The sequence below is a fragment of the Candidatus Methylomirabilis limnetica genome, assembly GCF_003044035.1.
GTDB lineage: Bacteria > Methylomirabilota > Methylomirabilia > Methylomirabilales > Methylomirabilaceae > Methylomirabilis > Methylomirabilis limnetica.
Genome location: NZ_NVQC01000016.1, coordinates 1 through 23,888, shown reverse-complemented (window position 1 = coordinate 23,888; position 23,888 = coordinate 1). Strand labels below are relative to the sequence as shown.

Annotated in this window: 28 protein-coding genes, 1 tRNA gene and 1 pseudogene; 6 read left to right on the top strand and 24 right to left on the bottom strand. The window is 59.3% G+C overall.

Annotated features, from left to right (window positions below):
• Window positions 1–77 precede the first annotated feature (77 nt).
• The 8 genes from CLG94_RS13560 to CLG94_RS04525 all read right to left on the bottom strand — a co-directional run bounded on the left by CLG94_RS13560 (window position 78) and on the right by CLG94_RS04525 (window position 3,616).
• Window positions 78–197, bottom strand: a complete 120-nt coding sequence (locus CLG94_RS13560) for a type II toxin-antitoxin system PemK/MazF family toxin (protein ID WP_239993120.1) — start codon at window positions 195–197, stop codon at window positions 78–80.
• A gap of 14 nt (window positions 198–211) precedes the next feature.
• Entirely contained in the window at window positions 212–559 is a 348-nt protein-coding gene (locus tag CLG94_RS04560) for an HVO_A0114 family putative DNA-binding protein (protein ID WP_107561685.1), read from the bottom strand.
• A complete protein-coding gene (locus tag CLG94_RS04555) occupies window positions 540–836 on the bottom strand; it encodes a toxin-antitoxin system TumE family protein (protein ID WP_107561684.1) in 297 nt (98 codons plus the stop codon). Before CLG94_RS04555 ends, CLG94_RS04560 begins: the two co-directional genes overlap by 20 nt.
• Before the next feature lie 339 nt (window positions 837–1,175).
• Window positions 1,176–1,481, bottom strand: a complete 306-nt coding sequence (locus CLG94_RS04545; protein WP_432264757.1) for an addiction module antidote protein — start codon at window positions 1,479–1,481, stop codon at window positions 1,176–1,178.
• Window positions 1,482–1,496: 15 nt separating this feature from the next.
• Window positions 1,497–1,754: a type II toxin-antitoxin system RelE/ParE family toxin gene (locus CLG94_RS04540; RefSeq protein WP_239993119.1), complete on the bottom strand. Its 258-nt coding sequence runs from the start codon at window positions 1,752–1,754 to the stop codon at window positions 1,497–1,499.
• Window positions 1,755–1,931: 177 nt separating this feature from the next.
• On the bottom strand, window positions 1,932–2,561 hold the full coding sequence (locus CLG94_RS13555) for a DUF4145 domain-containing protein (protein ID WP_239993118.1): 630 nt from the start codon (window positions 2,559–2,561) through the stop codon (window positions 1,932–1,934).
• Window positions 2,562–2,657: 96 nt separating this feature from the next.
• Complete coding sequence (locus tag CLG94_RS04530) at window positions 2,658–3,224, bottom strand: tetratricopeptide repeat protein (protein WP_239993117.1); 567 nt, start codon at window positions 3,222–3,224, stop codon at window positions 2,658–2,660.
• Between the two features lie 44 nt (window positions 3,225–3,268).
• Window positions 3,269–3,616: a DUF6804 family protein gene (locus CLG94_RS04525; protein WP_107561682.1), complete on the bottom strand. Its 348-nt coding sequence runs from the start codon at window positions 3,614–3,616 to the stop codon at window positions 3,269–3,271.
• 849 nt (window positions 3,617–4,465) lie between these two features.
• Here CLG94_RS04525 and CLG94_RS12980 point away from each other — a divergent pair.
• On the top strand, window positions 4,466–4,687 hold the full coding sequence (locus CLG94_RS12980; RefSeq protein ID WP_133174639.1) for a site-specific integrase: 222 nt from the start codon (window positions 4,466–4,468) through the stop codon (window positions 4,685–4,687).
• Between the two features lie 9 nt (window positions 4,688–4,696).
• On the opposite strand, the gene CLG94_RS04515 is transcribed toward CLG94_RS12980, so the two are convergent.
• The 14 genes from CLG94_RS04515 to CLG94_RS13255 form a co-directional block, all read right to left on the bottom strand.
• Window positions 4,697–5,281, bottom strand: coding sequence for a Maf family protein (locus CLG94_RS04515; RefSeq protein ID WP_107561680.1), 585 nt, complete (start codon window positions 5,279–5,281; stop codon window positions 4,697–4,699).
• Entirely contained in the window at window positions 5,278–5,547 is a 270-nt protein-coding gene (locus CLG94_RS04510) for a DUF4321 domain-containing protein (RefSeq protein WP_239993116.1), read from the bottom strand. Before CLG94_RS04510 ends, CLG94_RS04515 begins: the two co-directional genes overlap by 4 nt.
• A gap of 500 nt (window positions 5,548–6,047) precedes the next feature.
• Window positions 6,048–7,580, bottom strand: a complete 1,533-nt coding sequence (gene cobA, locus CLG94_RS04505; RefSeq protein ID WP_107561678.1) for a uroporphyrinogen-III C-methyltransferase — start codon at window positions 7,578–7,580, stop codon at window positions 6,048–6,050.
• Entirely contained in the window at window positions 7,577–8,512 is a 936-nt protein-coding gene (gene hemC, locus CLG94_RS04500; protein ID WP_107561677.1) for a hydroxymethylbilane synthase, read from the bottom strand. The genes cobA and hemC overlap by 4 nt, the downstream gene beginning before the upstream one ends.
• Before the next feature lie 42 nt (window positions 8,513–8,554).
• Entirely contained in the window at window positions 8,555–9,823 is a 1,269-nt protein-coding gene (hemA, locus tag CLG94_RS04495; protein WP_107561676.1) for a glutamyl-tRNA reductase, read from the bottom strand.
• Complete coding sequence (gene ccsA / locus CLG94_RS04490) at window positions 9,823–10,632, bottom strand: cytochrome c biogenesis protein CcsA (protein WP_107561675.1); 810 nt, start codon at window positions 10,630–10,632, stop codon at window positions 9,823–9,825. The genes hemA and ccsA overlap by 1 nt, the downstream gene beginning before the upstream one ends.
• A gap of 43 nt (window positions 10,633–10,675) precedes the next feature.
• Window positions 10,676–11,149 (bottom strand): transcriptional regulator NrdR, encoded by a 474-nt coding sequence (nrdR, locus tag CLG94_RS04485; RefSeq protein WP_107561674.1) that lies wholly within the window; start codon window positions 11,147–11,149, stop codon window positions 10,676–10,678.
• Window positions 11,150–11,170: 21 nt separating this feature from the next.
• Window positions 11,171–12,439: a serine hydroxymethyltransferase gene (glyA, locus tag CLG94_RS04480; protein WP_107561673.1), complete on the bottom strand. Its 1,269-nt coding sequence runs from the start codon at window positions 12,437–12,439 to the stop codon at window positions 11,171–11,173.
• A gap of 158 nt (window positions 12,440–12,597) precedes the next feature.
• Window positions 12,598–12,900, bottom strand: coding sequence for a hypothetical protein (locus tag CLG94_RS04475; RefSeq protein ID WP_133174638.1), 303 nt, complete (start codon window positions 12,898–12,900; stop codon window positions 12,598–12,600).
• A gap of 18 nt (window positions 12,901–12,918) precedes the next feature.
• Complete coding sequence (locus CLG94_RS04470) at window positions 12,919–13,392, bottom strand: glycine/sarcosine/betaine reductase selenoprotein B family protein (protein WP_107561671.1); 474 nt, start codon at window positions 13,390–13,392, stop codon at window positions 12,919–12,921.
• Between the two features lie 291 nt (window positions 13,393–13,683).
• Window positions 13,684–16,272: an ATP-dependent chaperone ClpB gene (gene clpB, locus CLG94_RS04465; protein WP_193450634.1), complete on the bottom strand. Its 2,589-nt coding sequence runs from the start codon at window positions 16,270–16,272 to the stop codon at window positions 13,684–13,686.
• 66 nt (window positions 16,273–16,338) lie between these two features.
• Entirely contained in the window at window positions 16,339–16,794 is a 456-nt protein-coding gene (locus tag CLG94_RS04460; protein ID WP_161954022.1) for a bactofilin family protein, read from the bottom strand.
• Window positions 16,795–16,857: 63 nt separating this feature from the next.
• Window positions 16,858–17,556 (bottom strand): YdcF family protein, encoded by a 699-nt coding sequence (locus CLG94_RS04455; RefSeq protein WP_161954021.1) that lies wholly within the window; start codon window positions 17,554–17,556, stop codon window positions 16,858–16,860.
• Window positions 17,553–18,023 (bottom strand): hypothetical protein, encoded by a 471-nt coding sequence (locus CLG94_RS13255; protein ID WP_161954020.1) that lies wholly within the window; start codon window positions 18,021–18,023, stop codon window positions 17,553–17,555. The genes CLG94_RS04455 and CLG94_RS13255 overlap by 4 nt, the downstream gene beginning before the upstream one ends.
• 155 nt (window positions 18,024–18,178) lie before the next feature.
• On the opposite strand from CLG94_RS13255, the gene CLG94_RS04445 reads away from it, so the two are divergent.
• The 4 genes from CLG94_RS04445 to CLG94_RS14095 all read left to right on the top strand — a co-directional run bounded on the left by CLG94_RS04445 (window position 18,179) and on the right by CLG94_RS14095 (window position 21,056).
• Entirely contained in the window at window positions 18,179–20,077 is a 1,899-nt protein-coding gene (locus CLG94_RS04445) for an AMP-binding protein (protein WP_161954019.1), read from the top strand.
• Between the two features lie 21 nt (window positions 20,078–20,098).
• A complete protein-coding gene (locus CLG94_RS04440) occupies window positions 20,099–20,479 on the top strand; it encodes a phage holin family protein (RefSeq protein WP_107561665.1) in 381 nt (126 codons plus the stop codon).
• Between the two features lie 56 nt (window positions 20,480–20,535).
• Window positions 20,536–20,612 (top strand) — tRNA-Glu (locus CLG94_RS04435).
• A gap of 228 nt (window positions 20,613–20,840) precedes the next feature.
• The gene (locus tag CLG94_RS14095) at window positions 20,841–21,056 is read left to right on the top strand and encodes a hypothetical protein (RefSeq protein WP_153062388.1); all 216 of its coding nucleotides are present in this window, start codon (window positions 20,841–20,843) and stop codon (window positions 21,054–21,056) included.
• 233 nt (window positions 21,057–21,289) lie between these two features.
• Here the strand turns inward: CLG94_RS14095 and CLG94_RS04425 are convergent, their stop codons facing one another.
• Together CLG94_RS04425 and CLG94_RS13550 are read right to left on the bottom strand one after the other, a co-directional pair.
• Window positions 21,290–22,111, bottom strand: coding sequence for an FKBP-type peptidyl-prolyl cis-trans isomerase (locus tag CLG94_RS04425; protein WP_239993115.1), 822 nt, complete (start codon window positions 22,109–22,111; stop codon window positions 21,290–21,292).
• 705 nt (window positions 22,112–22,816) lie between these two features.
• Window positions 22,817–23,044: pseudogene (locus CLG94_RS13550) on the bottom strand (ISKra4-like element ISDesp4 family transposase); the annotation flags it as partial.
• Between the two features lie 263 nt (window positions 23,045–23,307).
• On the opposite strand from CLG94_RS13550, the gene CLG94_RS13965 reads away from it, so the two are divergent.
• The coding region (locus CLG94_RS13965; protein WP_121592139.1) for a Druantia anti-phage system protein DruA at window positions 23,308–23,888 on the top strand (581 nt) is incomplete at its 3' end.

Below are 23,888 nucleotides of genomic sequence, written 5' to 3'. Positions count from 1 at the left end.
CGCCATCCCTGGAACGATTTGTTAGGCACATCCTCTTTGTGTATCAAGCTTAAATGGTCGCTGTCCCTATTATCCGTTCAACGGAAATCGATCGACTTGATCTGCTCGACCATGACAAGACCGGTGGTATCTTGGCCTTCAGGAATCGACACGTGGAAAGGGTGGTACTGTGTCCGGTTGAAGCCTTTGTTAGGCATCAGCCGCCTCCGGCTTATGCCGCTCGCAGTAGGAACTCTACTTTCACAGCGTCGAACGGAAACTCGATGCGCCCATCGGGTACGCGGCTCAGCACCCCAGCCTCCAGGAGTGCTGTCACGTCGCCATGGACGGCTTTCACATCGCGCCCAACCCGACGCGCGGCCTCGCGGATCGATACGGGGCCGGCCCCACAAAGGGCTTTGAGAAGTCCCCACCGCTTGGCCGTCAGCACCTCCCAGAGCAGTTCCGGTGTCGCGAAGCTGATGCGCGCCTCGCGCTCCGCGCGCCTAGTTTTCATTGTACTTGCGGCATCGGCCAACGTGCCTTTGAGAGACCGAACTTCAAGAACGACCGTGTTCATGATTCCACCTCGCCACGTCCGATTCGAAATCGGTCATCAGTTGATCCGGCGTAGAAAAGTTGTAAGGCTCTTGGGCTGCTTCGGTGTGTCGGTGATCACCTGTTCCTCGTTCGTTGTCGTAACGCAACACGCATTTCCCACCAACGACATAGGCCAGCCGGTACTTCAATTCATGCGTCGACGGCGGAACCGGTTCCGGAACTTGCCAAATCACCACCTCGACGAATGCGTCGACGGCAACAACTACTCGGCGGTGAAGCAGGGGCACTGCCTTCATGTTGGAGAGAATACCAACACATAGGGGCGGTGTCAATCACTCTAACGGCCGCGGAGGATCTGATGTCGAACCGATGTTCAAGCTGAGCGGCGGTCAGGTTAGCGCAGGCGGGGGAGAAATGCGAAGCATCTCCAACCCGTAGGGGAGTATGTTGGCCTGGAAAAAATCGACGATGGCATTTGGAACGTCTACTACACCGGCCCGCTGAAACTCGGCCGGCTCCATGAACGACATATGCGCATCAAGGATGAATATGGTAGATTAGCACGCCACAAAGTGTAACCTATGTCCCCGGACTGTTTTGTTACCTATCTCCCCGACCGCTCAGACTTTGGAGACTCAAGCATGAATCGCCTGTGCCACCAGCCGCACCCCCAGCGCCCCACAGACTTTCGCGATGGTGTCGTAGCGCGGCTTTGCATTGGGTCTGAGCGCCTTGTACAAGGCTTCGCGGGTCAGTCCCGATGCCTTGGCAATCTCACTCATGCCACGCGCCCGAGCGATGTCTCCCAAGGCCGACGCCAGCAAAGACGAATCGTTCGCTTCTAGAATATCCGTCAGGTACGCCGCAACTGCCGCCTCGCTGTCGAGATACGGCGCGGCATCAAACTCGGGCAAGTCAGCCACCTTGATACGTTGGGGCATGGTCATCTCCTTCACTCAATCCAATAGCGCCGCCAATGCCTTGGCGCGCTTGATGTCAGTCTTCTGGGTACGCTTGGAGCCGCCAACGAGCAATACAATCAACTGACCGCCACGCTGCGCGAAATACATGCGCCAGCCCGCGCCGACATGAATGCGCATCTCTGACACCCCGTCGCCAACCGGCTCCACGTCCCCCATCAAGCCGCGCTCCAGGCGCTTGATGCGCGCCGCAACCACCCCGCGCACCGACGCATCGGACAGACGTCCAGCCATTCGGTAAATTCGGGCATGGGTTTGATCAAGAACATGGGAAGATTGTAATCGAACGATTACAACTTGTCAACGATCATTCACTCCACCACGACACCTGCGCAGGCGGGGTCGAACGACAAAGCTCAGCGACTGGCACGGCTTTTTGTGCCAGTCGCTGGAGTGATCTGCTATCTGCTGTTACGAGAAGTGAGAGATCAGAAATTGCTCGACGAAACCGATCACGCTGCTTACATCAGCGGGATCGATCTTTGTCCATTCCGCATGCATTGCGTAGTCCCTGATCTTTGGCATCGTGCCGAGAAGAGTCTTCTGGGCGCCACCTACCAGGCCCTTTGCTTTGAGAGCGTTGACGACGTCCTGCATGGATCGATCGGCAGTATCGATTCGATGCCGGGCGGCAAAACGTTTGAGGACATCCTCGAGGGCAGCACAGGCGAGAACGGCTGCAACATCCTTGTGGCCTTCGGCCAGAGAGCGCTTTGCCAAGCCGACGAAATCTCCGAAAATCTCACCAGAGATGGCCGTCTCGAGATTGAAGATGTAGCCACCGTCATAATCAGTCTTTGCGGCACGGAACACTCCCTTTGCGGCCTCAACGTCGGACCCCCAGCCTGTGAAGTTGTTGTAGACACGCTGAAAGTTCTGAAGGTGAGCCGATTCTGCGCCAAAGGCTCGCTGGAGTAGATTGAGGACGCTGGTCGCCCACTCATACCACTCCCCGCTGGGGCTGTTACCCGAGGGTTGGACTCTCGCCATCTGGCGTTCAAGCTCCGTAAACCGCCTGGCGGTCACGTCCCCTTGTTGCATCAACTATCCATGAATCGGTCTAACACCAAGCTCACCAGCGGCAATGGAGCGTAGCGAAATTGCCATCAGGTGCAGTGTCTTGTTGGCCATTTGATTTCATCGCTTTATTGCCCGGATGTCTGCGGCTCGCTTCTCTAGTACCTCTGCTTCCTTTTCCCGGCCGGTTTTTCGAAAGAGCGCCGCCATATTCTCAAGGCTTATGGCCACATCGGGATGATTCGGGCCGAGGGCCTTCTCCCGGATCGCCAGTGAGCGCCTGTAGAGCGGCTCAGCCTGCGCGTACTGGCCTTGGGTGTGGTAGATCTCTGCGAGGTTGTTCAGGCTCGTGGCGACAGCAGGATGATTCGGGCCGAGGGCCTTCTCATAAATCGCCAGTGAGCGCCTGTAGAGCGGCTCAGCCTGCGCGTACTGGCCTTGGGTCTTGTACAGCAAAGCGAGGTTATTTAAGCTCGTGGCCACAGCGGGATGATCGCGCCCAACCGCTTCCTCGGCGACCGCCAAGGCCTTTTTCGCCACGACCACCGCGCGGTCATAGTGTCCTTGCTTGTACAGCGAGGTGGCCTCATCATTGAGCGTCTCCCATTCGATGCCTTGCGCATGGACGGCGGCGCCTATCCCGAACGCGAACAGGAACAGCAACAATGAGGTCATGATTATCTTCACGGTCGCTCTCCCTTGCATGGATAACGTTGCGGATTAGGCGCGAGCTATTGCGAGTCGCCTGCAGCCGTCTTGTTCGATGATTCTTTCCTTCCACACTCGTCTTTCAGAGCGAAGATCGACGCCACAGCTACTACTATGGTGGTCACATTGATGACTGACCAAATCTGCCTTGTCAGGTGAACTCGGATGATGGGATTGTAAACCACCGCGGTAACGCCGAGAACCCATACCCAACCCTGCTTCCCTTGGGCAAGCGCCTGAATCGCGAGATAGGCAAAGACAGCACAGCACACCCAACGCAGAAGGATGTAATATCCGTAGGGATTGTCCGGGCTGAGCGCCCATAGCAGCATCGCGCTCGTGACGACTTGCGGTATCCAGATTCGTTTCATGATCTCATCGCTGAACGTCAGCGCTCACGCGCGGCCGCTCACAATCACCAACAAGGCCGTCGCGTGCAGCGCCCTGTTAGAGTGCCCAAAGGTCATATCACGATCTCATAGGTCTCATCCCATCTGCTGTGTTGCCCAGACGGACTCGGCCTAGGTCCAGGAAAGGTGTCGTCCAGGGTGACCAATCCACTCATTCGGGGAACATCTACACGTCTCCACTCAGGAAGCCCCCCGGACGAGCTACCGCCTCCAACTTGGTGGACCAAGAGTTGCTCGGCACCACCGTTGCGTCCATACACGTGTGGCTCCGCTACACGGTGATGACCTCCGCAATCGAACTCGATCATCTTCCTGTTCCGGATGGCGTTAACGAGTTGCTGATTCATGTGTTTCACATTTCCGCACAACAGATATTAGCCGACACTTCTTGGACGGACTCTACGATAGTGATGCATAAAATGCAATACGATACTAGTGACGTAAAAACAAAGAGATAGGGGTGTGTCATTGACCCTAAAGTCCCCCCCCCCCCCCCCCCCTTCCCCCCCCAGGGGGGAAGGGAAAGTTGAGGGGGGACTTTCGAAGCAATACCCCATGCGCCTGCGGTGCGCCCATGGGCATGAAAGTTGGTAGCGTGCACCCTCCATCCTCCTCCCCTTTGTAGGGGCAGGCCTTGTGCCTGCCCGGATTGGGCGACCACAAGGGTCGCCCCTACGCTGAGGCCAGGGGACTTACTGGGCAATGCGGACGATGATATCCGACACTTCAGGCGTGGGCATGTGGCCCCCTTCAACCCGGATCTCTGGTGGTTGGCGGGGTACTTGCGGGTATTCGAAGACCTGGGTATCGATGAGTGGCGGCGGCCGGCGGCGCCATCACCTCTACGAGATTCGGGGGTGGCATGCGGTCAAACGGGGTGTAGTCGAAGCGGGCGGGTGTGGCATTCGCACGGTCCAGAAACTTCTCGGCACGCAGACGTCAGCACAACGATGGTCTATACTCACGTGCGGGGCGGAGGGCCTATGGGCTTGGCCCGAGCACGGCTGCCAACTCCTGATGGCTGTTCGCTAAAGTCTGCCCTCAGACCTGCCGATGGAGCGGATCGATGCCAAAACGCAGAAGCAGGGTTCGTAGCCTGCCGAGTGGGAGTCCGACCACGTTTGTAAAGCTTCCTTTGATCCCCTCGATGAAGGTCCCGGCAGCACCCTGGATCGCGTAGCCACCGGCCTTATCTAACGGTTCGCCCGTCTGCACGTAGGCGTCAATCTCCTCGCTCGTCAAAGCGCGCATCCGCACCTCGGTCACCTCGTGTCCTACCTCGGTTCTACCATCGCTGATCTCCACGAGGGCGAGGCCGGTCACCACGAGATGACTCCGACCGCTCAACAGGCGTAGAAACCCGCGGGCCTCGCCTTGATCTTTCGGCTTACCCAGGAGGCGACCGTCACATTCGACGATGGTGTCGGCACCAAGGACCAACCCCTCCCCCACCCGAGCTGCCACCTCGGCCGCCTTTAGAAGAGCTAGGCTTTCGGCGTGGGATGCCGTCGTCGTCCCGGGAAGCGGACCCGCTTCGGAAACTAAGCTTGGGATGACTCGGTACTCGACCCACAGCGCCTGTAGCAGCGTCTCTCGCCGGGGCGAAGCAGAGGCCAGGATAATCACAGCTTCCGATAGACCAAGAAGGCCAGGCCGATGCCCAGCAGGCTTGAGAGATTGATCTTCACGGTGAAACCGAAGGAAATGCTCAGTATCTTCAGGTCGAGGGTTGCGGGCGGGGAGAGACCGGGATGGATCCCCTTGCTGAAGATCTTTTCCAGTGTCCCGCCGGGCGCTATGGTGGCGATCACCTCTCCTATCACGGTGCCTATCAATGCCCCCAATATGAGGATCACCAACAACACGACTACGCTGTCACTTCGTTTAGCCAATCGATCCTCCCATGTGGCTCCCTGGAAGCTGTCAGCTTTCAGCCGTCAGCGATCAGCTTTCAGTACCAGGCGGAAGAAGGAACACCTCATGCGGCCGCAGCCGCACCACGGCTCACGAAAATGCCATTCTGAGAGAGCGGTCAGCCGAGTGGTGTCGGGTTACGCTACGCTAACCCGACCTACTTCACCCTTCGACACGCCCATGGCGAACTGCTGTCTTCCTTAGAAAATCCCCCCCACCCGTATCCTCCCCCTCCGAGGGGGGAGGAGTCCGCGTAAGAGGTCCCTTCCCACCCATGAGAGCCTGCCCCGGACTCGATCCGGGGGGGAAGGTGAGGATGGTGGGTGAAGTTGCCTTTTCGTACGCCGTGGTGTGCCGGTGGCACATGGGCTGTTCCTTAGAAAATAGCGGTCAGCCGAGTGGTGTAGGATTACGCTGCGCTAACCCGACCTACAGTTGAATGCTATATCCTAAGGAATATCAGGATCTCCTGCTAGCGCTATCCTGCGCCTGGTGTTCGATAATACTGGACGATGGCGTCAACCAGGGATGGGATGGTGTAGTGCTCCGGGACGATGTCGATCGGTAGACCGAAGCCTTCGGCTGTCTTTTGTGTGATAGGGCCGATACACGCAACGCGTACTCCGTTGCAGATCGCCTTGAGGTCTTCCTTCGCTAGCGCCTCCACGAAGTTGGTGACGGTGGAGGAGCTGGTAAAGGTGACGAGGTCGATCTTCCGGTCCTGGAGAAGCGGCTTCAAGACTTCCCTGGCAGTACTCGACTGTATTGTCCTGTAGACAGGCACGACCTCAACGGTTGCGCCCCGCCGCTCCAGATCCTTCGGCAACAGATCCCTCGCGACTTCGGCCCGTGGCAGGAGGATCTTCACCCCTTGCAGATCATACGGCTTCAGCGCCTCGATGACCCCTTCGGCGCGGAATTCAGCCGGGACTACGTCGGGGATCACGGCATGTCTCTCTAGTGCTTCGGCGGTTGCAGGTCCGATAGCACAGATCCTGGCGGCGCCCAGACGTCTGGCATCCTGGCGACGCTCCCGTAGCCTGCGGAAAAAGGCATCGACGCCGTTCGCACTGGTAAAGATCACCCACTGATAGCTTTCGAGCCGCCCGATAGCCTGATCCAACGGCTCCCAGCTCTTGGGTGGCACGATCTCAATGAGGGGAATCTCCAGAACCTTCGCCCCTTGTCCCTCCAGCAACTCGGCAAAGCGACCCGCCTGCTCACTGGTCCTGGTCACAAGGATCCGCTTCCCGAAGAGTGGCCGCCGCTCGAACCAGTTCAACCGCTCCCGAAGCCGGACGACATCGCCGACCACCAGGACTGCCGGCGGCCCAAGTCCGCGCATCTGGACAAGCGCCACGATGTTCTCGAGCGTACCGGCTACCGTTTCCTGCTCGGGCTTGGTGCCCCAGTGCATGACAGCGGCAGGCGTCTCCTTGGACCGACCATGCCCGAGAAGCTTGTCAATGATAGTTGGAAGATTGCCGGCACCCATCAGGAATACCAACGTTCCGATGCCGGTCGCCACCTTGTCCCAGGCGATTACCGACGTCTGTTTCGATGGATCCTCATGTCCGGTCAGAATGGTCACTGTCGAGGCATAATCGCGGTGAGTGAGGGGGATGCCTGCATACGCCGGTACGGCAATAGCGGAGGTGATGCCTGGAACGACCTCGAAGGGGATACCTGCATGGAATAGCTCCTCCCCTTCTTCTCCGCCCCGCCCGAAAATGAATGGGTCGCCCCCTTTCAGTCGCGCTACTACCTTTCCGGTCAGCGCCTTGTCGATCAGCAGACGGCCGATCTCCTCCTGTGTGGCCGCTTCGGCGTTGCCGCCCTTCTTGCCGACGTAGATCAGCTCGGCGTCAGCCTTCGCATAGGACAGGAGACGCGGGTTGGCGAGGTAGTCGTACACAATCACATCAGCCTCGCGGAGACATGCGACACCACGCAGAGTAAACAGGCCGGGATCACCCGGCCCCGCGCCAATGAGATAGACCTTCCCCGTCATTTGCCCCTCTCTAAGAGCTGGGGATCAATCTCTCGAAGGATCTCCTCGGCTCCAGCGGCGAGCAGCGCCTCCGCCAACGCCTGCCCTGCCTGCTCGGGCGCACTGGTCTCCCCCCGAATGGCTTGTCTGACCATCCGCTTGCCGTCCAGGCTGGCGACCATTCCAGTGAGACCGAGCGTCGTTCCTTCAATGTGGCCGAAGGCGGCAATAGGGGTCACGCAGCTCCCGCCCAGGCGCCGCAGGAAGGCTCGTTCCGCCATCGTGACCTGTCTGGTCTCGCGATGATTGAGCGTCTCGATAAGATCGGCCACTCGCTGATCGTCCTCCCGGATTTCGATCGCCAGCGCTCCCTGGCCAATAGCCGGCAGACACAGATCCGGCTGCAAACACTCAGTAATCCGATCCTGCAGACCAAGGCGGATGAGCCCGGCGGCCGCCAGAACCACGGCCTCGATGTCGAGCGTCTCAAGCTTCTTCAGCCGTGTCCCCACATTACCGCGGAGGGGAACGATCTGGAGGTCTTGGCGACGATGCAGGAGCTGGACCTGTCGGCGCAAGCTGCTGGTTCCAATTCTGGCGCCATGGGGGAGTTCGGTAAACCGAAGGCCGTTCCTCGCAATAAGCGCATCGAGCGGGTTTTCGCGGCACATGACGGCCCCCTCTCGAAGACCTGGCGCCAGCTCCGCAGGCAGATCCTTCAGGCTGTGGACCGCAAGGTCGATCCGGCTATCGAGCAGGGCCTCCTCGAGCTCCTTCACAAAGAGGCCCTTTCCGCCGGCTTGCGAAAGGACCGCACCGAGAAACTTATCACCGGAGGTCTGGATAGGAACAATGACGACTTGCAGGCCAGGCCATTGCCGGCTCAGGCCTTCCGAAACGAGCCCCGCCTGGCACAGCGCCAGCGGACTCCCACGCGTACCCAGCTTCAGCATATTTCACCTCGCACCCGTACATTGGCGCAGCAAGCAGCGCCCCTACTCCTCCCTGATGCCGAAGAGCCTCCGCAGTACATTTACGTAGAGGTGGCCCTCTTTCAGGGACGACTGGCGTTTCAGCTCTGTCGTCGGCTCGTGCAGGATCTTGTTCACGATCGAGCCGGTCATGAGGGAGATAGTATGACGCTCCTCTGGAGTCAAGTCTTGCAGTTTCGCAAAAATCTTTTGGAGTTCCTCCTCGCGGATTAATTCCACCTTCTTACGCATGGCGACGATAGTCGGGACGACATGGAGGCTCGTAAGCCACTCGGCAAACTGCCCGACCTCCCGGTCGATCAACGCCTCCGCCAGATCCGCCTCGCGCTGCCGCTCGAGAAGATTGGCCTGCACCACCCCCTGGAGGTCATCAAGATCATAGAGGTACACATTATCGATCTCGTTGGCCTTGGGATCGACATCCCTGGGAACGGCGATATCGATTACGAAGATCGGACGATTACGGCGCTGCAGGACAATCTCCTGGAGGTCAGCCTTGGACAGGATATGATGCGGGGCTCCGGTCGAACTGATAACGATATCGGCATGGACCATCTCCGACTTGGCGTGATCGAACGGAACGGCCCGGCCGCCCCATCGCTCGGCCAATTCTACCGCACGATCGAAATGCCGATTGGTCACGATCACCGTACTCACACCATCAGCCAGCAAGTGCTTGGCCGACAACTCCGACATCTTTCCTGCCCCGATCAGCATGATAGTGCGGCCCGACAGGTCGCCGAAGATCTTCTTAGCCAGCTCGATGGCGGCGGTGGAGACCGAGACGGCTAAGGTTGCAATCCCGGTCTCGGTCCGCACCCGCTTCGCGACGCGCAACGCCCTCTCCATAAGGGCATTGAGAATCGGGCCGGTGGCATCCCGTTCGAGGGCGATCGCGTACGCCGCCTTCACCTGGCCCAGGATCTGAGATTCACCAATCACCATCGCGTCAAGGCTCGACGAAACACGGAAGATATGCCGAATGGCCTGATCGGCCGTCAACAGATACATAGAGGACTCGAAGGCCTGCAACGGAAGCTTGTGCCGCTCGGCCAGGAACTCCACAAGGAACTGACGCGCACCATCTACGTCGTCCACGACAGCGTACGTCTCCACCCGGTTGCAGGTGGAGAGGATCATCCGCTCTTCTATCTGCCCGCATCCGCCGAGCTGCTCCAGGACTTCCGGTAGCTCCGACTCCGGGACGTGAAACTTCTCCCGGAGTTCAATCGGCGCTGTCTTGTAGCTCAGACCGAGGACAATGATTTCCATTAGAACGCGTGCGTCCCTCTGATGATAAGATTCGCTGCGAGGGAAGCAAAGGCAACCCCGCAGAATCCGATGATCGACAGAATGGCGGCCTTCCGGCCCCGCCAGCCCCCTGCCAGTCGTCCATGCAACAGGGCCGCATAGAAGACCCATGTGATGGACGACCATATCTGTCTGCCGTCCCAGGACAGGAAAGAACCCCACACGGAATAGCTTACCAGCACACCGCTCAACAAGCCAAGGGTCAGCAGCGGAAAGCCCAGCACGAGACTGAAGTAGCTCAGGTCGTCGAGGAGCTTCAATGAGGGAAGGCGCTCGAAGAGTACTCCTGGATGCTTGGATTTGAGCAGCCATTCCTGGACCAGGAACATCACTGCCCCGCAGCAGGCGAGGGCAAAGGCGGCGTTTCCGAGGAGGGTCAGGATCACGTGCATCCAGACCCCGAAGTGCTTCAGCGGCGGGGAGAGGGTTTCAATCGTCTTGGGCAGGGCGGCCGATGCCCCGAGCAGGAGGAGTACCAGCGGGATCGCAAACGAGCCGATCACCTTACTTTCGTAGTGCGCCTCGGTGACGAGATACACAGCAACCGTCGCCCACGCATAGAAGGCGAGCCAATCGGCAAGATTGGCCGGCGGGCGGCCCTGTTGGTAGAGATGAACCGCCAGTGCCCCCGTATGCAAAACAAACCCGGCCCGGGCTAGGATGCCCGCGACCTTGAGGAGCTTGCCGGGCCGCGCTGCAAGGGAGCCCATATACGCCAGACTCGCGCTCAGGTAGAACAGCAATGCAAGGTACGTGAAGGTGAGTTCCATCGTCGTTTCGAGAGCCGATCCCCGAAGGACCCGTCGCTATCCTCTACGGGGCTCTCCGACGCCTCCCCCCTCCCCGGAGGCCCTTGACCTCCTCAACGAACTGACGGACGTCTTTGAACTGGCGATAGACCGATGCAAAGCGGACGTACGCCACCTCATCGATTTCGTAAAGCCTTTCCATGATCAGCTCACCAATCTCAGTAGAAGGCATTTCGCGCTCCGCCTTCTCCGCAAGGCGGCCCTCAATCTCATCGACAATCTTCTCGAGCTGGACGACGCTGACAGGCCGCTTCTGGGTCGCTTTGAGCAATCCCCCCAGAACCTTGTGCCGGTCGAATGGTTCCCGGCGTCCATCCGCCTTAATGACCATGAAGTGGATCTCACCGATCCTCTCATAGGTAGTGAAGCGCTTGAGGCACTGCTGGCATTGGCGTCGGCGACGAACCACCGCGCCATCCTTGCCCTCACGAGAATCGACGACCTTTTCTTCAAGACTGCCACAGTAGGGACACTTCACAGGCGAGCCCCTTGGAGGATCCTACGCCAGGTGGGGAGAGGAGAGGGCAAGCTGCTCTCGGTACAACGGGAAGGAGTCGCACAACTCTTTCACACGGGCCGCGACCCCAGACAGAGCCGCAGTGTTCGAGGCATCTTTCAGAACGTCGGCAATGAGGTTCGCGATCTCCCTCATCTCGCCTTCCCGCATCCCCCGAGTCGTCACGGCCGGCGTCCCGATCCGAATGCCGGAGGTCACGGTCGGCTTTTCCTCATCGAAGGGGATAGCGTTCTTGTTGGCCGTGATCCCAGCCTGATCCAGCGCGATCTCAGCCGCCTTCCCCGTCAGCCCTTTCCCTCGCAGATCGATCAGGAGGAGATGGGTATCGGTCCCGCCGGAGACCAGACGGAAGCCGTGCCCTTGCAGCGCCTCCGCCAACGCCTTCGCATTCGCCACGATCTGGCGCTGATAAGTGGCAAACTCCGGCGAGAGCGCCTCAGCAAACGCCACCGCCTTGGCCGCAATAATGTGCATCAGCGGACCGCCCTGCATCCCGGGAAAGACCTGCTTGTTCAGAACCGGGGCATACTCCGCCTTACACATGATCATCCCACCTCGCGGGCCGCGAAGGGTCTTATGGGTGGTGGTGGTGACGAAGTCGGCGTAGGGAATGGGACTTGGGTGAAGCCCGGCCACGATCAGCCCGGCGATGTGGGCGATATCGACCATGACGAGCGCGCCGATCTCTTTCGCAATCTCGCCAAACCTCGCGAAGTCGAGGATTCTGGGATAGGCGCTGGCGCCGACTACGATCAGCTTGGGCCGGTGTGTCTTCGCGAGAGATCGTAGCGAGTCAAAGTCTATCTGCTCCGTCGCCCTATCTACACCGTACGGGATCACCTTGAAGAAGCGGCCGGAAAAGTTGACCGAGCTGCCGTGGGACAGGTGGCCCCCGTGGGACAGGTTCAGCCCAAGGATGGTATCCCCGGGCTCCAGGACAGCAAAGTAGACGGCCATGTTGGCCTGCGTGCCGGAGTGCGGCTGGACGTTGATATGGTCGGCGCCAAAGAGCCGCTTGGCTCGCTCGATCGCCAAGTTCTCCGCCATGTCAACAAATTCGCACCCACCGTAGTAGCGGCGTCCCGGGTACCCCTCGGCATACTTGTTGGTGAGCGTAGAGCCGGCCGCCTCCATCACCGCAGCACTGACAAAATTCTCCGAGGCGATCAACTCCAGCTTGGTGGCCTGACGCTCGGTTTCGAGCCGAATCACTTCAGCAATTTCCGGGTCAACATCGATAAGACGCTTCACGCTCTGGCTCCCTTGATAGACTATGAAAAAGATGCGTCAAATTCACGCAAATAGTAATCCCATGGCCTTCTCCTGTCAAGGCAAAATGGGTTGAAAGAGAGGCGTTTTGTGGGGACGATCTCGGGGGATACCGTGAGGGAAGCGTCTGTAAAGGTGGGTCACACCAGCGAAGGGTGGAGCATCTCCTCCGCTTCCCAGGAATCCAGGGGATCGTGCTCGTCCCACTTGTAGGGAAGCTGGACGAGGGTGCCTGGAGTGGTCGCCGTCTCCAGGACGTGGAGCGCGTCGAGAAGGATCCGGGTCTGCCCCTCCGGGTCACACGGCTTACCGGCCTGGTGACCGAGGGGAAAGTTCACGAAGACGGCGCGGGGAGGTTTGACAGAGGAGGTGATGTCGAGGGCAGCGGAAAGCATGAGGGTTGGGATACCGGCCTCCTCGATCGCGCGGGCGAACAGTCCCACGGACTGGTGGCACAACTGTCAGACCGGGACCAGGAAGGCCGCATCGACGCTCATCTCCTGTAGGCGCTCGATCAGATGCGGCGCCATCTCTTTCTGGAGCCTGGTCCGTGTGAAGATTCGTCCCATACAGGTGAAAGCGTACGGCGCGAGCTCGCCGATGTGCCCCTGGGCCTCCAACTGCCTGAACCGATCGAGGGGGAAGATCGTGTTGAGGTCTTTGACGTCCCGGGCGTTCTTGGAGTAGTGGGAGATTCGGAGGTCGGCAAGATCGGCCGTTTTCGGGATCTCTCTGAAGGTCAGGTCGTTCTTGACGGGATTGAACGGCTCCTGTGTGAGGTGGTACATCCCCCCGGAACTGATCAGAACAATCCGACAGTCCCGAACCGGCTTGAGCATCGGCGCCCACGGGCTCGCGAGATTGACCGTCCATTGGTAAGGCGGATCGTTCGGATAGAGCCGCCGAATCTGTTCGATATACGGGACCGGTGCCATGGATCACTCCGTGATAGCTGGTCAGCTCTCAGCTGTCAGCCATCAGCAGTTATGACAGGGAGCGCTAACTAGATTGCATTCTCACACAGCATCTCAAGCAACTTCCCCCTTTACGAAAGGGGGATTGAGGGGGATTTTCTGATGGTTCAAAACCCCCCTGACCCCCCTTTACGAAAGGGGGGGGAAGCTATTTTGTGCTCCCCGTAATATGGCAAACACGCACTGCTTGCACGCGCTCTGGCATCTGCTTGATCTTGCTGAAAGCTGACTGCTGATAGCTGAAGGCTTCTGTTAGTCCTTACTCAGGATCAGTTCTCCTCGAGCTGCATCGACTCTCACGGTGTCGCCTTCGGCAAACTCATGCTCCAGCAGCCGACGGGCCAGCGGGTCCTGCAGCACTCGCTGGATGGCTCGCCTGAGCGGACGCGCCCCAAAGACTGGATCGTACCCTTCCCTGGCCAGGAACTCTTTGGCCTGCTCCGTAACCTCAAGACCGAGTTTCCGCTCGGCAAGTCGCTTCGCCACATGCTTGAGCTGGATCTCCACAATCGCTTTGATCTGGGCCAGCGAGAGGGTGTGGAAGATCAGCATCTCATCGACGCGGTTGAGAAACTCCGGCCGGAAGTGGTCCTTCACGGCCTCCATAACCCGTCGTCGCATCTCCTCGTCATCACGGCCGCCCAGCTCCTGGATAGCCTGGCTGCCCAGGTTGCTGGTCATAATAATGATCACGTTCTTGAAGTCCACGGTCCGCCCATGGCCATCGGTCAGGCGGCCGTCGTCCAGGATCTGCAGCAGGATGTTGAAGACGTCGCTGTGGGCCTTTTCGATCTCGTCCAGGAGCAGGACAGAGTACGGGCGACGCCGGACCGCCTCGGTGAGCTGGCCCCCCTCCTCGAACCCCACATACCCCGGCGGCGCGCCGACCAGGCGGGAGACCGTGTGTTTCTCCATGTACTCGCTCATGTCCAGGCGGACCATCGCGCGCTCATCGTCGAACAGGAACTCAGCCAGCGCCCGGGCGAGCTCCGTCTTCCCCACCCCAGTCGGCCCCAGAAAGATGAACGAGCCTATCGGCCGATTCGGATCCTGGAGCCCCGAGCGGGCGCGGCGGATTGCATCACTCACCGCGGTGATCGCCTCGTACTGCCCCACTACCCGCTCCCTGAGCTTGTCCTCCATAGTCAGAAGCTTCTGCGTCTCCCCCTCCAACATCCTGGTGACCGGAATCCCGGTCCACTTGGAGACGACTTCAGCGATGTCTTCCTCATCGACCTCCTCCTTGAGCATGGCGCCATCCTGCTGGACCTGCTCGAGGCCGCGCTTTTCGGATTCCATCTCCTTCTGCATGGAGGCGACCAGGCCATAGCGGAGCTCGGCGACCTTCCCCAGCTCTCCCTGCCGCTCGGCCATCTGCTCCTGGAGTTTCGCCGCCTCAGTCCGCTCCTTGAGGCTCCTGATCCGCTGGATGAATCCCTTCTCCTGTTCCCAGCGGGCCTTGAGCCCTTCCTCTTTGGTCCGGATCTCCGCAAGCTCGTCTGCCAAACGCGCAAGGCGCTCCTGCGACTCCGGATCGGTCTCTTTCTTCAGGGCCTCGCGTTCAATCTCGAGCTGTCGGGCTCGCCGACTGAGCTCATCCAGCTCTGTCGGCATACTGTCGATCTCCATCCGGAGGCGTGATGCCGCCTCATCGATCAGGTCGATCGCCTTGTCCGGCAGGAACCGGTCGGCGATGTACCGGTTGCTGAGAACCGCAGCAGACACCAGCGCCGAGTCCTTGATCCGGACGCCGTGGTGGACCTCGTACCGCTCCTTCAGACCACGGAGGATCGAGATGGTATCCTCTACTGACGGCTCACCGACCAGGACCGGTTGGAAGCGTCGCTCAAGCGCGGCGTCCTTCTCTACCCGCTTGCGGTATTCGTCCAGTGTCGTGGCCCCCACGCACCGAAGCTCACCTCGGGCCAGCGCAGGCTTGAGCATGTTCGAAGCATCAATAGCCCCCTCGGCCGCGCCAGCCCCAACAAGGGTATGCAACTCGTCGATGAAGAGGACGATCTGCCCCTGCTGTTCAGTGACCTCGCGCAGGACCGACTTCAGCCGGTCCTCGAACTCCCCACGGTACTTGCTCCCGGCCACAAGTGCGCCGATGTCCAGCGCCATGACGCGCTTGTTTTTCAGTGACTCCGGCACATCCCCGTTGACGATCCGCTGCGCCAGCCCTTCCACGATGGCAGTCTTCCCCACGCCAGGCTCGCCGATCAGGACCGGGTTGTTCTTGGTCCGACGCGCCAGGACCTGGATCACCCGGCGGATTTCATCGTCCCGACCGATGACCGGGTCTAACTTCCCTTTTCTAGCTAGATCGGTCAGATCGCGAGCGTACCGTTCCAGCGCCTGGTACTTCTCCTCTGGAGCCTGGTCGGTAACGCGCTGGCTGCCGCGGAACTCCTGCAAGGCCGCGTAGATCCTGTCTTTCGTGATTCCGGCCTCGCGCAGGACCTTCCCGACGGCGCCGCCATCCTCGTCGGAGATCGCCAGGAGCAGATGCTCGGTGCTGACATATTCATCCTTCAGGCGTTCCGCCTCGGACAGCGCCGCGTTCAACACCTTTTCCATGCGCGGCGTGATGTGGACCTGGCCTTGTGGCAAACCGGAGACCCTGGGGAGTCGCCTAAGCTCCTCTATGAGTCGTGAGGCGACCTGGCCGGGGGTTGTCCCCACCTTTCTCAGGATCGGCTGAACCACCCCTTCCGCTTGGTCGACTAGCGCCAGCAACAGGTGCTCGACGTCAATCGTCTGATGCTCCCGCTCCTCGGCAAGCTTCTGGGCCTGCTGAATCGCCTCCTGCGCCTTAAAGGTGAATTTATCAAACCGCATAAAGGCCATACGTCCTCCTCGTCACGCTTGTTGTCAAGTGCTCTGAGCGCAACTGGGCTTCTCAGGCTAGACTGGACCGATCCGGTCCCTCTCCATCTGGCCTTGGATCTGTCGGCGATTGATTTCAATCTCGCCATGCAAGGAGGCACCCTCTGCGGCAGCGATGCTGCCGGTCTTCACGTTACCCGTTACGCTGCCGGTTGGCAGGAGATCGACCCGTCCGCTGGCGATCAGATTGCCTTTTACGTGGCCGCCAACACTAATGTTGGTCGCAGCGATATCGGCCTCTACTTGAGCCGACTCTCCGATCACGACCGTTCCAACAAGATCAATAGTCCCGTGAAACTTACCCATAAGGTGGATGTCGCCTTCGCCGGTTAACTCACCGTGAATCTGAATCTTCTCACCGACGACAAAAGCGCTCGTCGACATCTCCATCATTGGAGCTTGCCGTGTCGGCTCCTGGCTGGTCGGTTCCATGGCCCCCCAAATCTTGTCAAACATCCCTCGCTTCTCTTGCATGACGTGTCCCTCCATCCATGAACGGTTTAACTCTCGCAGCAACCAGACCTTAGATCCTGATAGTCAGAATGTACCCTCGGCCGAAACGGCCGAATCACTCCCACCTTTCCGCCAGCCGGTGAGGCCGGCACTCGCCGACTGCACGAGGTAGTTGAGCAGCTTCGCGTATTCCATCAAGACCTCTTTAGCGTCAGCGTGAGATCGCCACCATCCTTCCGGATCAAAGGTGTCGTAGCGGGTAGGCCGGCTGATGATCACAATCTTCCCACCGGAGACGCGGGCCAGAATCTTCCTTGCCCGCGTTGAATGCGATCTGTCCGTAACAAGGATAACTGTTCCTATCTGGTGCTCTTTGAGAAGACGTGCGAGGTAGATCATCTCTGTATCGGTACTGTCAGCCCGCTCACTGACCTGAAGGACGGCGGTGGCAGGGATCCGCATCGCCTTGAGAACCATCAATTGGATGCCTCGCTCTTCCGGGACGGTAAGACTCAGCCGTACCAGCGCTTCGTACCCTTTCGGCAAGCGCTGATGGGTCAGGACGATCTTGGGGGCATGGCCATCCTGGTAGAGCCTGACAGCCTCGAGCGTGCGACCGACGCCTCCATCCCCTGCCAGAACCGCGATCGCGCCGGCCTTTTGTAGACGATCCTCCGTGATCAGGTAGCGGCCCATGGCTCTCAGGAGGAATGGGTGTCCGACGTAGAGCAGAAGGCCAAGGAGCGGGAGAACGATCAGCCACCGGATCAGTTTTCCTATCAAAGCAACTGCCCACGGTTGCCATTCTCCTTGGGTGAAGGCAGGCGCTGTGGATGGGGAGACTGATGAAAGACCCGGTAAAGACAGGCCTGCAACCGCAGCCACAGACGTCCCACGGGGGACCGAGCCAGGCGCTCTAGCCTCTGCAGGCGGCTCAGGAGGAGACGGTGGGTATCCTCCGCCTCCTCCGCCAACTCCTGCTTCCATGCGCGAGACGCCATCGGCGCAGTGAGCCCCCGGACACAGACGGCATAACCCAGCATCAGTTGAGTCAACCGGTCATCGCCAATACGCTGCAGAGCGAGGCGAAGTTCCTGATCATCCCCCTTTGGGAAATGATCAGTATCATCCTCCAGCAGTTTGGCTTCGAGTCGGCCAAGCATCTTTCGAACTATGGCGAGTTCCTGCATCAGCGCATGACCCTGCCGCGAATCACGACACCCGAACGCGGCCATCACCACCCTTCCCATGCGGTCGCATGGCGTGTTCCCTTGTGACAATTGCTTGCCAGGCCGAGGATAGTATGCTATGCAAGCTTAGTCAACCTCATTTCAACGCCTCAGAAAGGGCATCACGCTACCCGTCATCGCTGGATTCAAGTACACCTCTAGGTGAATACGTAACCATGACGACCTCTTCCTCGAAGCCCGACCTTTTTGACCCCTCCTCACTCGCTGCCCTCAAGGTTTCGGACACGATCGGCGAGATCGTCCGTTACCAAGCGGAACACCGCATGGATGAGGCCTGGTGCTATCTGCTCCGCGGCCTTGACCCCGGTGAGCCGGTTCAGTTCGGCATGTTGTACCAGGAAGCCGAGCGAGTGGCAGCGCTTCTTCAGGAACTGGGGGTTCGGCCGGGCGACCGGGTCCTCATCATGCTCCCCACCGGGCGACCGATCCTTCAAGCCCTGTTCGGAACCTGGTTAGCGGGTGCTGTGGCCGTTCCCACTTACCCACCCCTGCTTCTCCCGAAAGGCCTGCTGCACACCCTGGCTGCGGCGAGGGCCACCCGCACATATACCCCAGCCAAATGGGCGATCGACCGGCTCCTACGACAGCCATTAGCCCAACGCTGGCGACAGGGGAAGAAGGCGGGGCAGCCTCTCATGGCAATACTGGAAGGGCTTCAGCGCCTCAGCCGTTACGTCGACCAGCAGGTCCACATCTGTCAGACCTCCCGGCCTGCCGTGGTGATCGCCGAACAAGATTTCGCTCCCGTGTGTCACACTGCCGCCCGGTTTCTCCCTGAGGCGCCTGCTTTTGTGGCTGCGTCCGATCTTCTGCGAGGAACCGCAAAGTTTCGGACGCCGAGTCTCGACGGCAACGCAACGGCACTGATACAGTTTACCTCCGGGTCAACCGGCGTCCAGAAGGGTGTAGTGCTTAGCCATCGAGCGATCCTGGCCAACATTCAGGCATTCGGGGAAATGGTCCAACCGAGGCCTGACGATAAGGTTGTTTCATGGCTACCGCTCTACCACGATATGGGGCTCATCGGGATCACGCTGGGATCCTTTGCGCTCGGTCTAGAAACCTACCTGATGTCGCCTACCGACTTCACCCGCGACCCACTCCGCTGGATCTGGGCGCTTCATCAGTTCGGAGCGACGATCTCGGTCTCAAATAACTCAGCCATCGGCCGGCTCGCACGAATGTGCCAGATTTCCCCCAGACGGTTTGAGCAACATCCGACCTATGGACAAGGGAGCCGTCTTGACCTCTCCCGCATCCGGATCTTAATGAACGGCGCTGAGCCGGTTACGGTGCAGGCAATGGAAGCGTTTCAACGCGAGTTCGGCCAGTTCGGTCTCCGTCGGGAAGCGCTGTCGCCGGTATATGGGCTGGCTGAGATGACGCTCGCCGTCTCCTTCCCAGACCTCGCAGCGCCCTATCGGGTCTGCCGCCAGCGGGGCGAGGAGTGGGTATCTGTAGGGCGGCCGCTGACGAATTTTGAGATCCGAATCATTGATACTGAAGGCAACAAGCTCCCGGCAGGACATCTCGGAGAGGTGACCGTCACGGGGCCAAGCCTTATGGATGGCTATTTTGGGGACCCGAAGGCGACCGCGCAGGTAATTCTCGATCGAGACGGACACCGATGGCTGCACACCGGCGATGAGGGAATGATCGACTCTGCGGGAGAGCTGTACATCACCGGGAGGCTGAAAGAGACGGTGATCAAGGGTGGCCGCAACTATGCCCCGGCCCTCCTGGAAGAGGTCATCGAAACCGTTGAGGGAGTCAAGCCGGGCCGGAGCGTCGTCTTTGGCGTGACCGACGTCAGAGCCGGAACCCAGCGTGTAGTGGCAGTTGTCGAGTTTGCAGAGCCACACTGCCCTGAGCCGCGCCGGGAAACCTTGATGAGGGAGATCCGTGCTCGAGTGGATGACGTTTATCGACCAGCGGGCGGGACGGTTCTAGACCAGGTCCTGCTGGTCGTACCAGGAACTCTGAGCAAGACCACCAGCGGCAAACGGATGCGACTCGACGCCCGGGAACGGTTCCTTCGGGGCGAGTTCGGCTAAATCAACCCTGAGGCGCGAGTGATGGGCTTTCTCGTCCGACTTTTTCTCAACGCGCTGGCCCTCTTAATCGTATCAACCGTCATCCCTGGCATCGAGGTGCGGGGGGTCCTGCCTGCATTGTCAGCCGCCTTTTTTCTCGGGGTGGTCAACGCCGTTGTGCGACCTGTGCTCGTGATCTTGACGCTTCCACTCACGATCATGACACTGGGGCTTTTCATCCCGTTGCTCAACGCAGCGCTCCTGAAACTCGTCTCGCTGATGATCCAGGGGTTCGAGGTGCATGGCTTCTGGTCTGCGGTGTTCGGGGCAATCCTGTTAAGCCTGATCAGTGGTCTCTTAAATCTGTTCATTAACGACCGTGGCCGGGTGGAGGTGATGACCCGCCGCCAAAGGATCTCGTAACCAGCCCTTCCCATGTAACCGGAACTATGTTATAAAGAGCCGGTCTTCCCTTCAATGTCCCCATCGTCTAGCCGGCCCAGGACGCGGCCCTTTCAAGGCTGAAACACGGGTTCGAATCCCGTTGGGGACGCCACGCGAATATATAGGCTCGCTTCAGCACCTCGAGTTTGACGATCCCCTTCTCTGGGAAGGTGGCGACATGAAGGGGGCGAGCCAAAGCCCATACCCCGGCCTCAAGACCTTGATCCACTGAATACCGACCAGGCGACGTCGGCGCACGTTGCCTCCCCCCGTCATCAACGTCCCAATCGATCGCAATTCTACCCGAATGATCCGTCGAATGGAGGAAGACCTTGGAATAGTGCAGGTACGCCTCCTCAACCTCGACGCCGAGCGCGACCTTGGGGAGCTTGCCATGCACGGCCAGGCGCGCCAGGATCTCCTCGTCGCGGATGATGGAGACGCAGCGTTGACGCGCAACATATCCCCACGCCCCGGCACCAAGAGGATCATTCCCACGTGCGGATTCTTGAGAACGTTGGTCATTCCATCGATGCGGTTGTTGCCCGAGCGATAGGACCCGACGAGATGCGTGGGGTCAAGTACCAGCACGAAGTCCGACGTGGCGCCCTTGGGCGAGACATCGCACTGTGAAACGGCGCTGGAGATCGCGAGCAGCACGAACGGCGCGGTCGCGATGAAGGCGCGCAGACCCTACTTCGACGTCACGACGTCGTTGAACATGTCCGCACCTCCCGTCGCGATACTAGGTCAGCCGGGCGGGCGGAGTCAGCACAGCTCTCAGGTACGTTACTTCACGATCTCCAGCAGTTCCACCTCGAAGACCAGCGTGGCGCCCGGCTTGATCTTCGGGGGCGACCCCCGGAGGCCGTAGGCCGCGTCGCTAGGGCAGACCAGCTTGGCCTTACCGCCGACCTTCATGGTGGCGACGCCTTCGGTCCAGCACTTGATCACGCCGTTGAGCGGGAAGGTGGCCGGTTGCCCGCGCTGCACGGAGCTGTCGAAGACAGTGCCGTCGATCAAGGTGCCCGTGTAGTGCACCTTCACCTTGTCGCTGGCCGCGGGCGAGGGTCCGGTGCCAGGCTTGAGCGTGGTGACGATCACGCCCGAGGCCGTCTTGGTCACCCCCTTCTCGGCGGCGGCCTTATCGAGGAACGACTGGCCCTGCTTCTTCTCGACGGTGGCGGTGGCGGCCTGACGCGACACCTGCAACTCCTGAATTTTGCCGGTGTACGCGGGCAGATCGACCTTCCGCGTCCGATTCAGGACCCCGTCGGCGAGGCCTGACTTCACCAGATCCAGCTCGGCCTCGCTGAGATTGAACGAGCCGAGATTCTGGCTGAGCGCGAGCCCTAGGGCGTAAAACGTCTTCTGTTCCTCAGTCTTTGGCTCCTGGCCCCAGACGACGCCGACCGCGCCGACGGTCAGGATTGCGATGATGCACGCGACGATTCGATACATGAGGACCCCTTTCTGAAAGGTGAAATCTTCCGTTAGGATGCACCAGACGTTCGGTCGGGAGAATCGTTTAGTAGAACTCCACCAGGAGTCCTGCGCGGCCAGGAGCTCGGCGACCGGCTTCTCGTGCACGATGCGCCACGATTTTATCACGTAGGCTGCGGCTCGCCATGCCGAGCACCGTCTTGATGCTCAACTCCATCAGTACAATCGGCCGTGCCGAAGCGTCGGTTGATCTGGACCGCCGTCTCCAGTGTGCGCTGGCGAGCACCGGCGCGAGCCCGATGGACGGCTCGTCATTGATTCATTGATAGGAAGTTCCTTTTTCGAGCGGAGGATACCACCACCCGTTTTTGGGTGTCAAGAACCGCTTTTTCAAACTTGGAAGAACGGCATTGACAATCGTTCGCTTTTTCCACTTCGGATTCATGACTTTCAGAAATGAGACTAACGATGACCAGACAGGACCTTTTCAATTGTTGTTGGGAAAGCGAACCCCTCATACACTCGATCCAGCTATTGGCAGTGCGTCAGGCCTAAGAGGCAGTCATCCCAAGAATGGTCAGGGTCCGTAGAGAAGCCGTCGGGCTCCCCTCTACTCGTTGCCTGTGTCCAAGCTCGGTCCAGTAGTGGTTCTTTTGGGGACACACTCTCTTGTATGAGAGGCGTGGGGGCCCTGACACCGTTCCGTTTGGCCCATGTCCCCAGTCGGTATATGCGCTACCGTCTGCAGGATGCCCGTCCCGCGCATCGGAATAAGCAAGAAGGTTTATCGCCATCGCTCGCATAGTCTGGTATCGGTTTAGATGCTAGTAGGTGGTCGCAACGGGGTGTAAGACAAATTTATGGGTAAGCTTCTCATCCCGTTGCCCGATTTCCCCAAAACTCCTCCCACCGGCCACTGATCTGACAGCAACGTAGGGCGATAATTGCGTTGGCCCCTCTGACAGTCCATCTCATTCCCGACTGTTTGAGCCGCTGCCCCACGATCGTTTTACAGCCGGCTTCAATCACTCCGGATCCTACAAACAAGCCATGCTTTATCCATTCAGCATAGCGCATGCGATCTTGATTCGTCTCAAAATACCCCACTGTTTTGTGAACTTCCTCCCGAACCGACGGGTTCTGCGGCTGCAGCCGTTTGATGGCAGCGATGACGTTTTTTACACCACTAATCGTCACGATAATAGTGTCTGTCCCAATACTGTTCGGCACATAATTTGCCGCTACTGAGCATGGAGTAATAAAACAGGTGTGATTTCTTCCTGACGGAATACCCCTTAAAAAAGTTTCATGAACCCCTTCATTTTTGCTGGACTCACGCGTTTTTTTATGTGATATTCCACGGCATGGAACAATCCATGACCGTAAATGTCCAGCAAATCCGACAGCTGCTTACTGCCAACCCCGACTGGCACCGCACCCGCCTCTCTTTGGAGATTTGCAGGTTGTGGAACTGGCAAAGTCCCACAGGGCAATACAAAGACATGGCCTGCCGCAGCCTCCTGCTGAAACTGGAGCGAGCTGGCTCTATTGTGTTGCCTCCCCGCCAGGGGAAACTTACTTTTACGTCCCGTCCTTCTTATCCATCTGTTCCATATCGAAAGGAAGGGATCAGCGACAGTCTCAAGGCATTGATTCCCCTTCGGATCACGGTTGTAAGCCTCAAATCGGAGGATTATGCGCTGTTCAACTGCCTCTTGTCACAATATCATTACCTGGGTTACCGTGGCGCTGTAGGGGAAAACATCAAATACCTGATTCGCGATGCTTCGCACCGCCCCCTGTCCTGTCTCCTGTTTGGCCATCCTACAGAAAGGCAATCTCACTGCCGCAACCTGCACCGATTGCCATGGCGCTCACGAGATCCGACGAGCTGCCGATCCCGCCTCTGGCGTCTTCAAGCAGAACGTCGCCGTCACCTGCAAGC

Bases quoted from the DNA above. Each gene is read 5' to 3' on its own strand.
- cobA (WP_107561678.1), bottom strand. From the start codon at position 7,580: ATGACGGGGAAGGTCTATCTCATTGGCGCGGGGCCGGGTGATCCCGGC.
- CLG94_RS04560 (WP_107561685.1), bottom strand. From the start codon at position 559: ATGAACACGGTCGTTCTTGAAGTTCGGTCTCTCAAAGGCACGTTGGCC.
- CLG94_RS04540 (WP_239993119.1), bottom strand. From the start codon at position 1,754: ATGGCTGGACGTCTGTCCGATGCGTCGGTGCGCGGGGTGGTTGCGGCG.
- CLG94_RS04460 (WP_161954022.1), bottom strand. From the start codon at position 16,794: ATGCAAGAGAAGCGAGGGATGTTTGACAAGATTTGGGGGGCCATGGAA.
- CLG94_RS04545 (WP_432264757.1), bottom strand. From the start codon at position 1,481: ATGCCCCAACGTATCAAGGTGGCTGACTTGCCCGAGTTTGATGCCGCG.
- CLG94_RS12980 (WP_133174639.1), top strand. From the start codon at position 4,466: ATGAGTGGCGGCGGCCGGCGGCGCCATCACCTCTACGAGATTCGGGGG.
- CLG94_RS04555 (WP_107561684.1), bottom strand. From the start codon at position 836: ATGAAGGCAGTGCCCCTGCTTCACCGCCGAGTAGTTGTTGCCGTCGAC.
- CLG94_RS04525 (WP_107561682.1), bottom strand. From the start codon at position 3,616: ATGAAACGAATCTGGATACCGCAAGTCGTCACGAGCGCGATGCTGCTA.
- CLG94_RS13255 (WP_161954020.1), bottom strand. From the start codon at position 18,023: ATGGGAAGGGTGGTGATGGCCGCGTTCGGGTGTCGTGATTCGCGGCAG.
- clpB (WP_193450634.1), bottom strand. From the start codon at position 16,272: ATGCGGTTTGATAAATTCACCTTTAAGGCGCAGGAGGCGATTCAGCAG.
- hemA (WP_107561676.1), bottom strand. From the start codon at position 9,823: ATGGAAATCATTGTCCTCGGTCTGAGCTACAAGACAGCGCCGATTGAA.
- CLG94_RS04440 (WP_107561665.1), top strand. From the start codon at position 20,099: ATGGGCTTTCTCGTCCGACTTTTTCTCAACGCGCTGGCCCTCTTAATC.
- CLG94_RS04470 (WP_107561671.1), bottom strand. From the start codon at position 13,392: ATGGCACCGGTCCCGTATATCGAACAGATTCGGCGGCTCTATCCGAAC.
- ccsA (WP_107561675.1), bottom strand. From the start codon at position 10,632: ATGGAACTCACCTTCACGTACCTTGCATTGCTGTTCTACCTGAGCGCG.
- CLG94_RS13555 (WP_239993118.1), bottom strand. From the start codon at position 2,561: ATGCAACAAGGGGACGTGACCGCCAGGCGGTTTACGGAGCTTGAACGC.
- hemC (WP_107561677.1), bottom strand. From the start codon at position 8,512: ATGCTGAAGCTGGGTACGCGTGGGAGTCCGCTGGCGCTGTGCCAGGCG.
- CLG94_RS13560 (WP_239993120.1), bottom strand. From the start codon at position 197: ATGCCTAACAAAGGCTTCAACCGGACACAGTACCACCCTTTCCACGTG.
- CLG94_RS04445 (WP_161954019.1), top strand. From the start codon at position 18,179: ATGACGACCTCTTCCTCGAAGCCCGACCTTTTTGACCCCTCCTCACTC.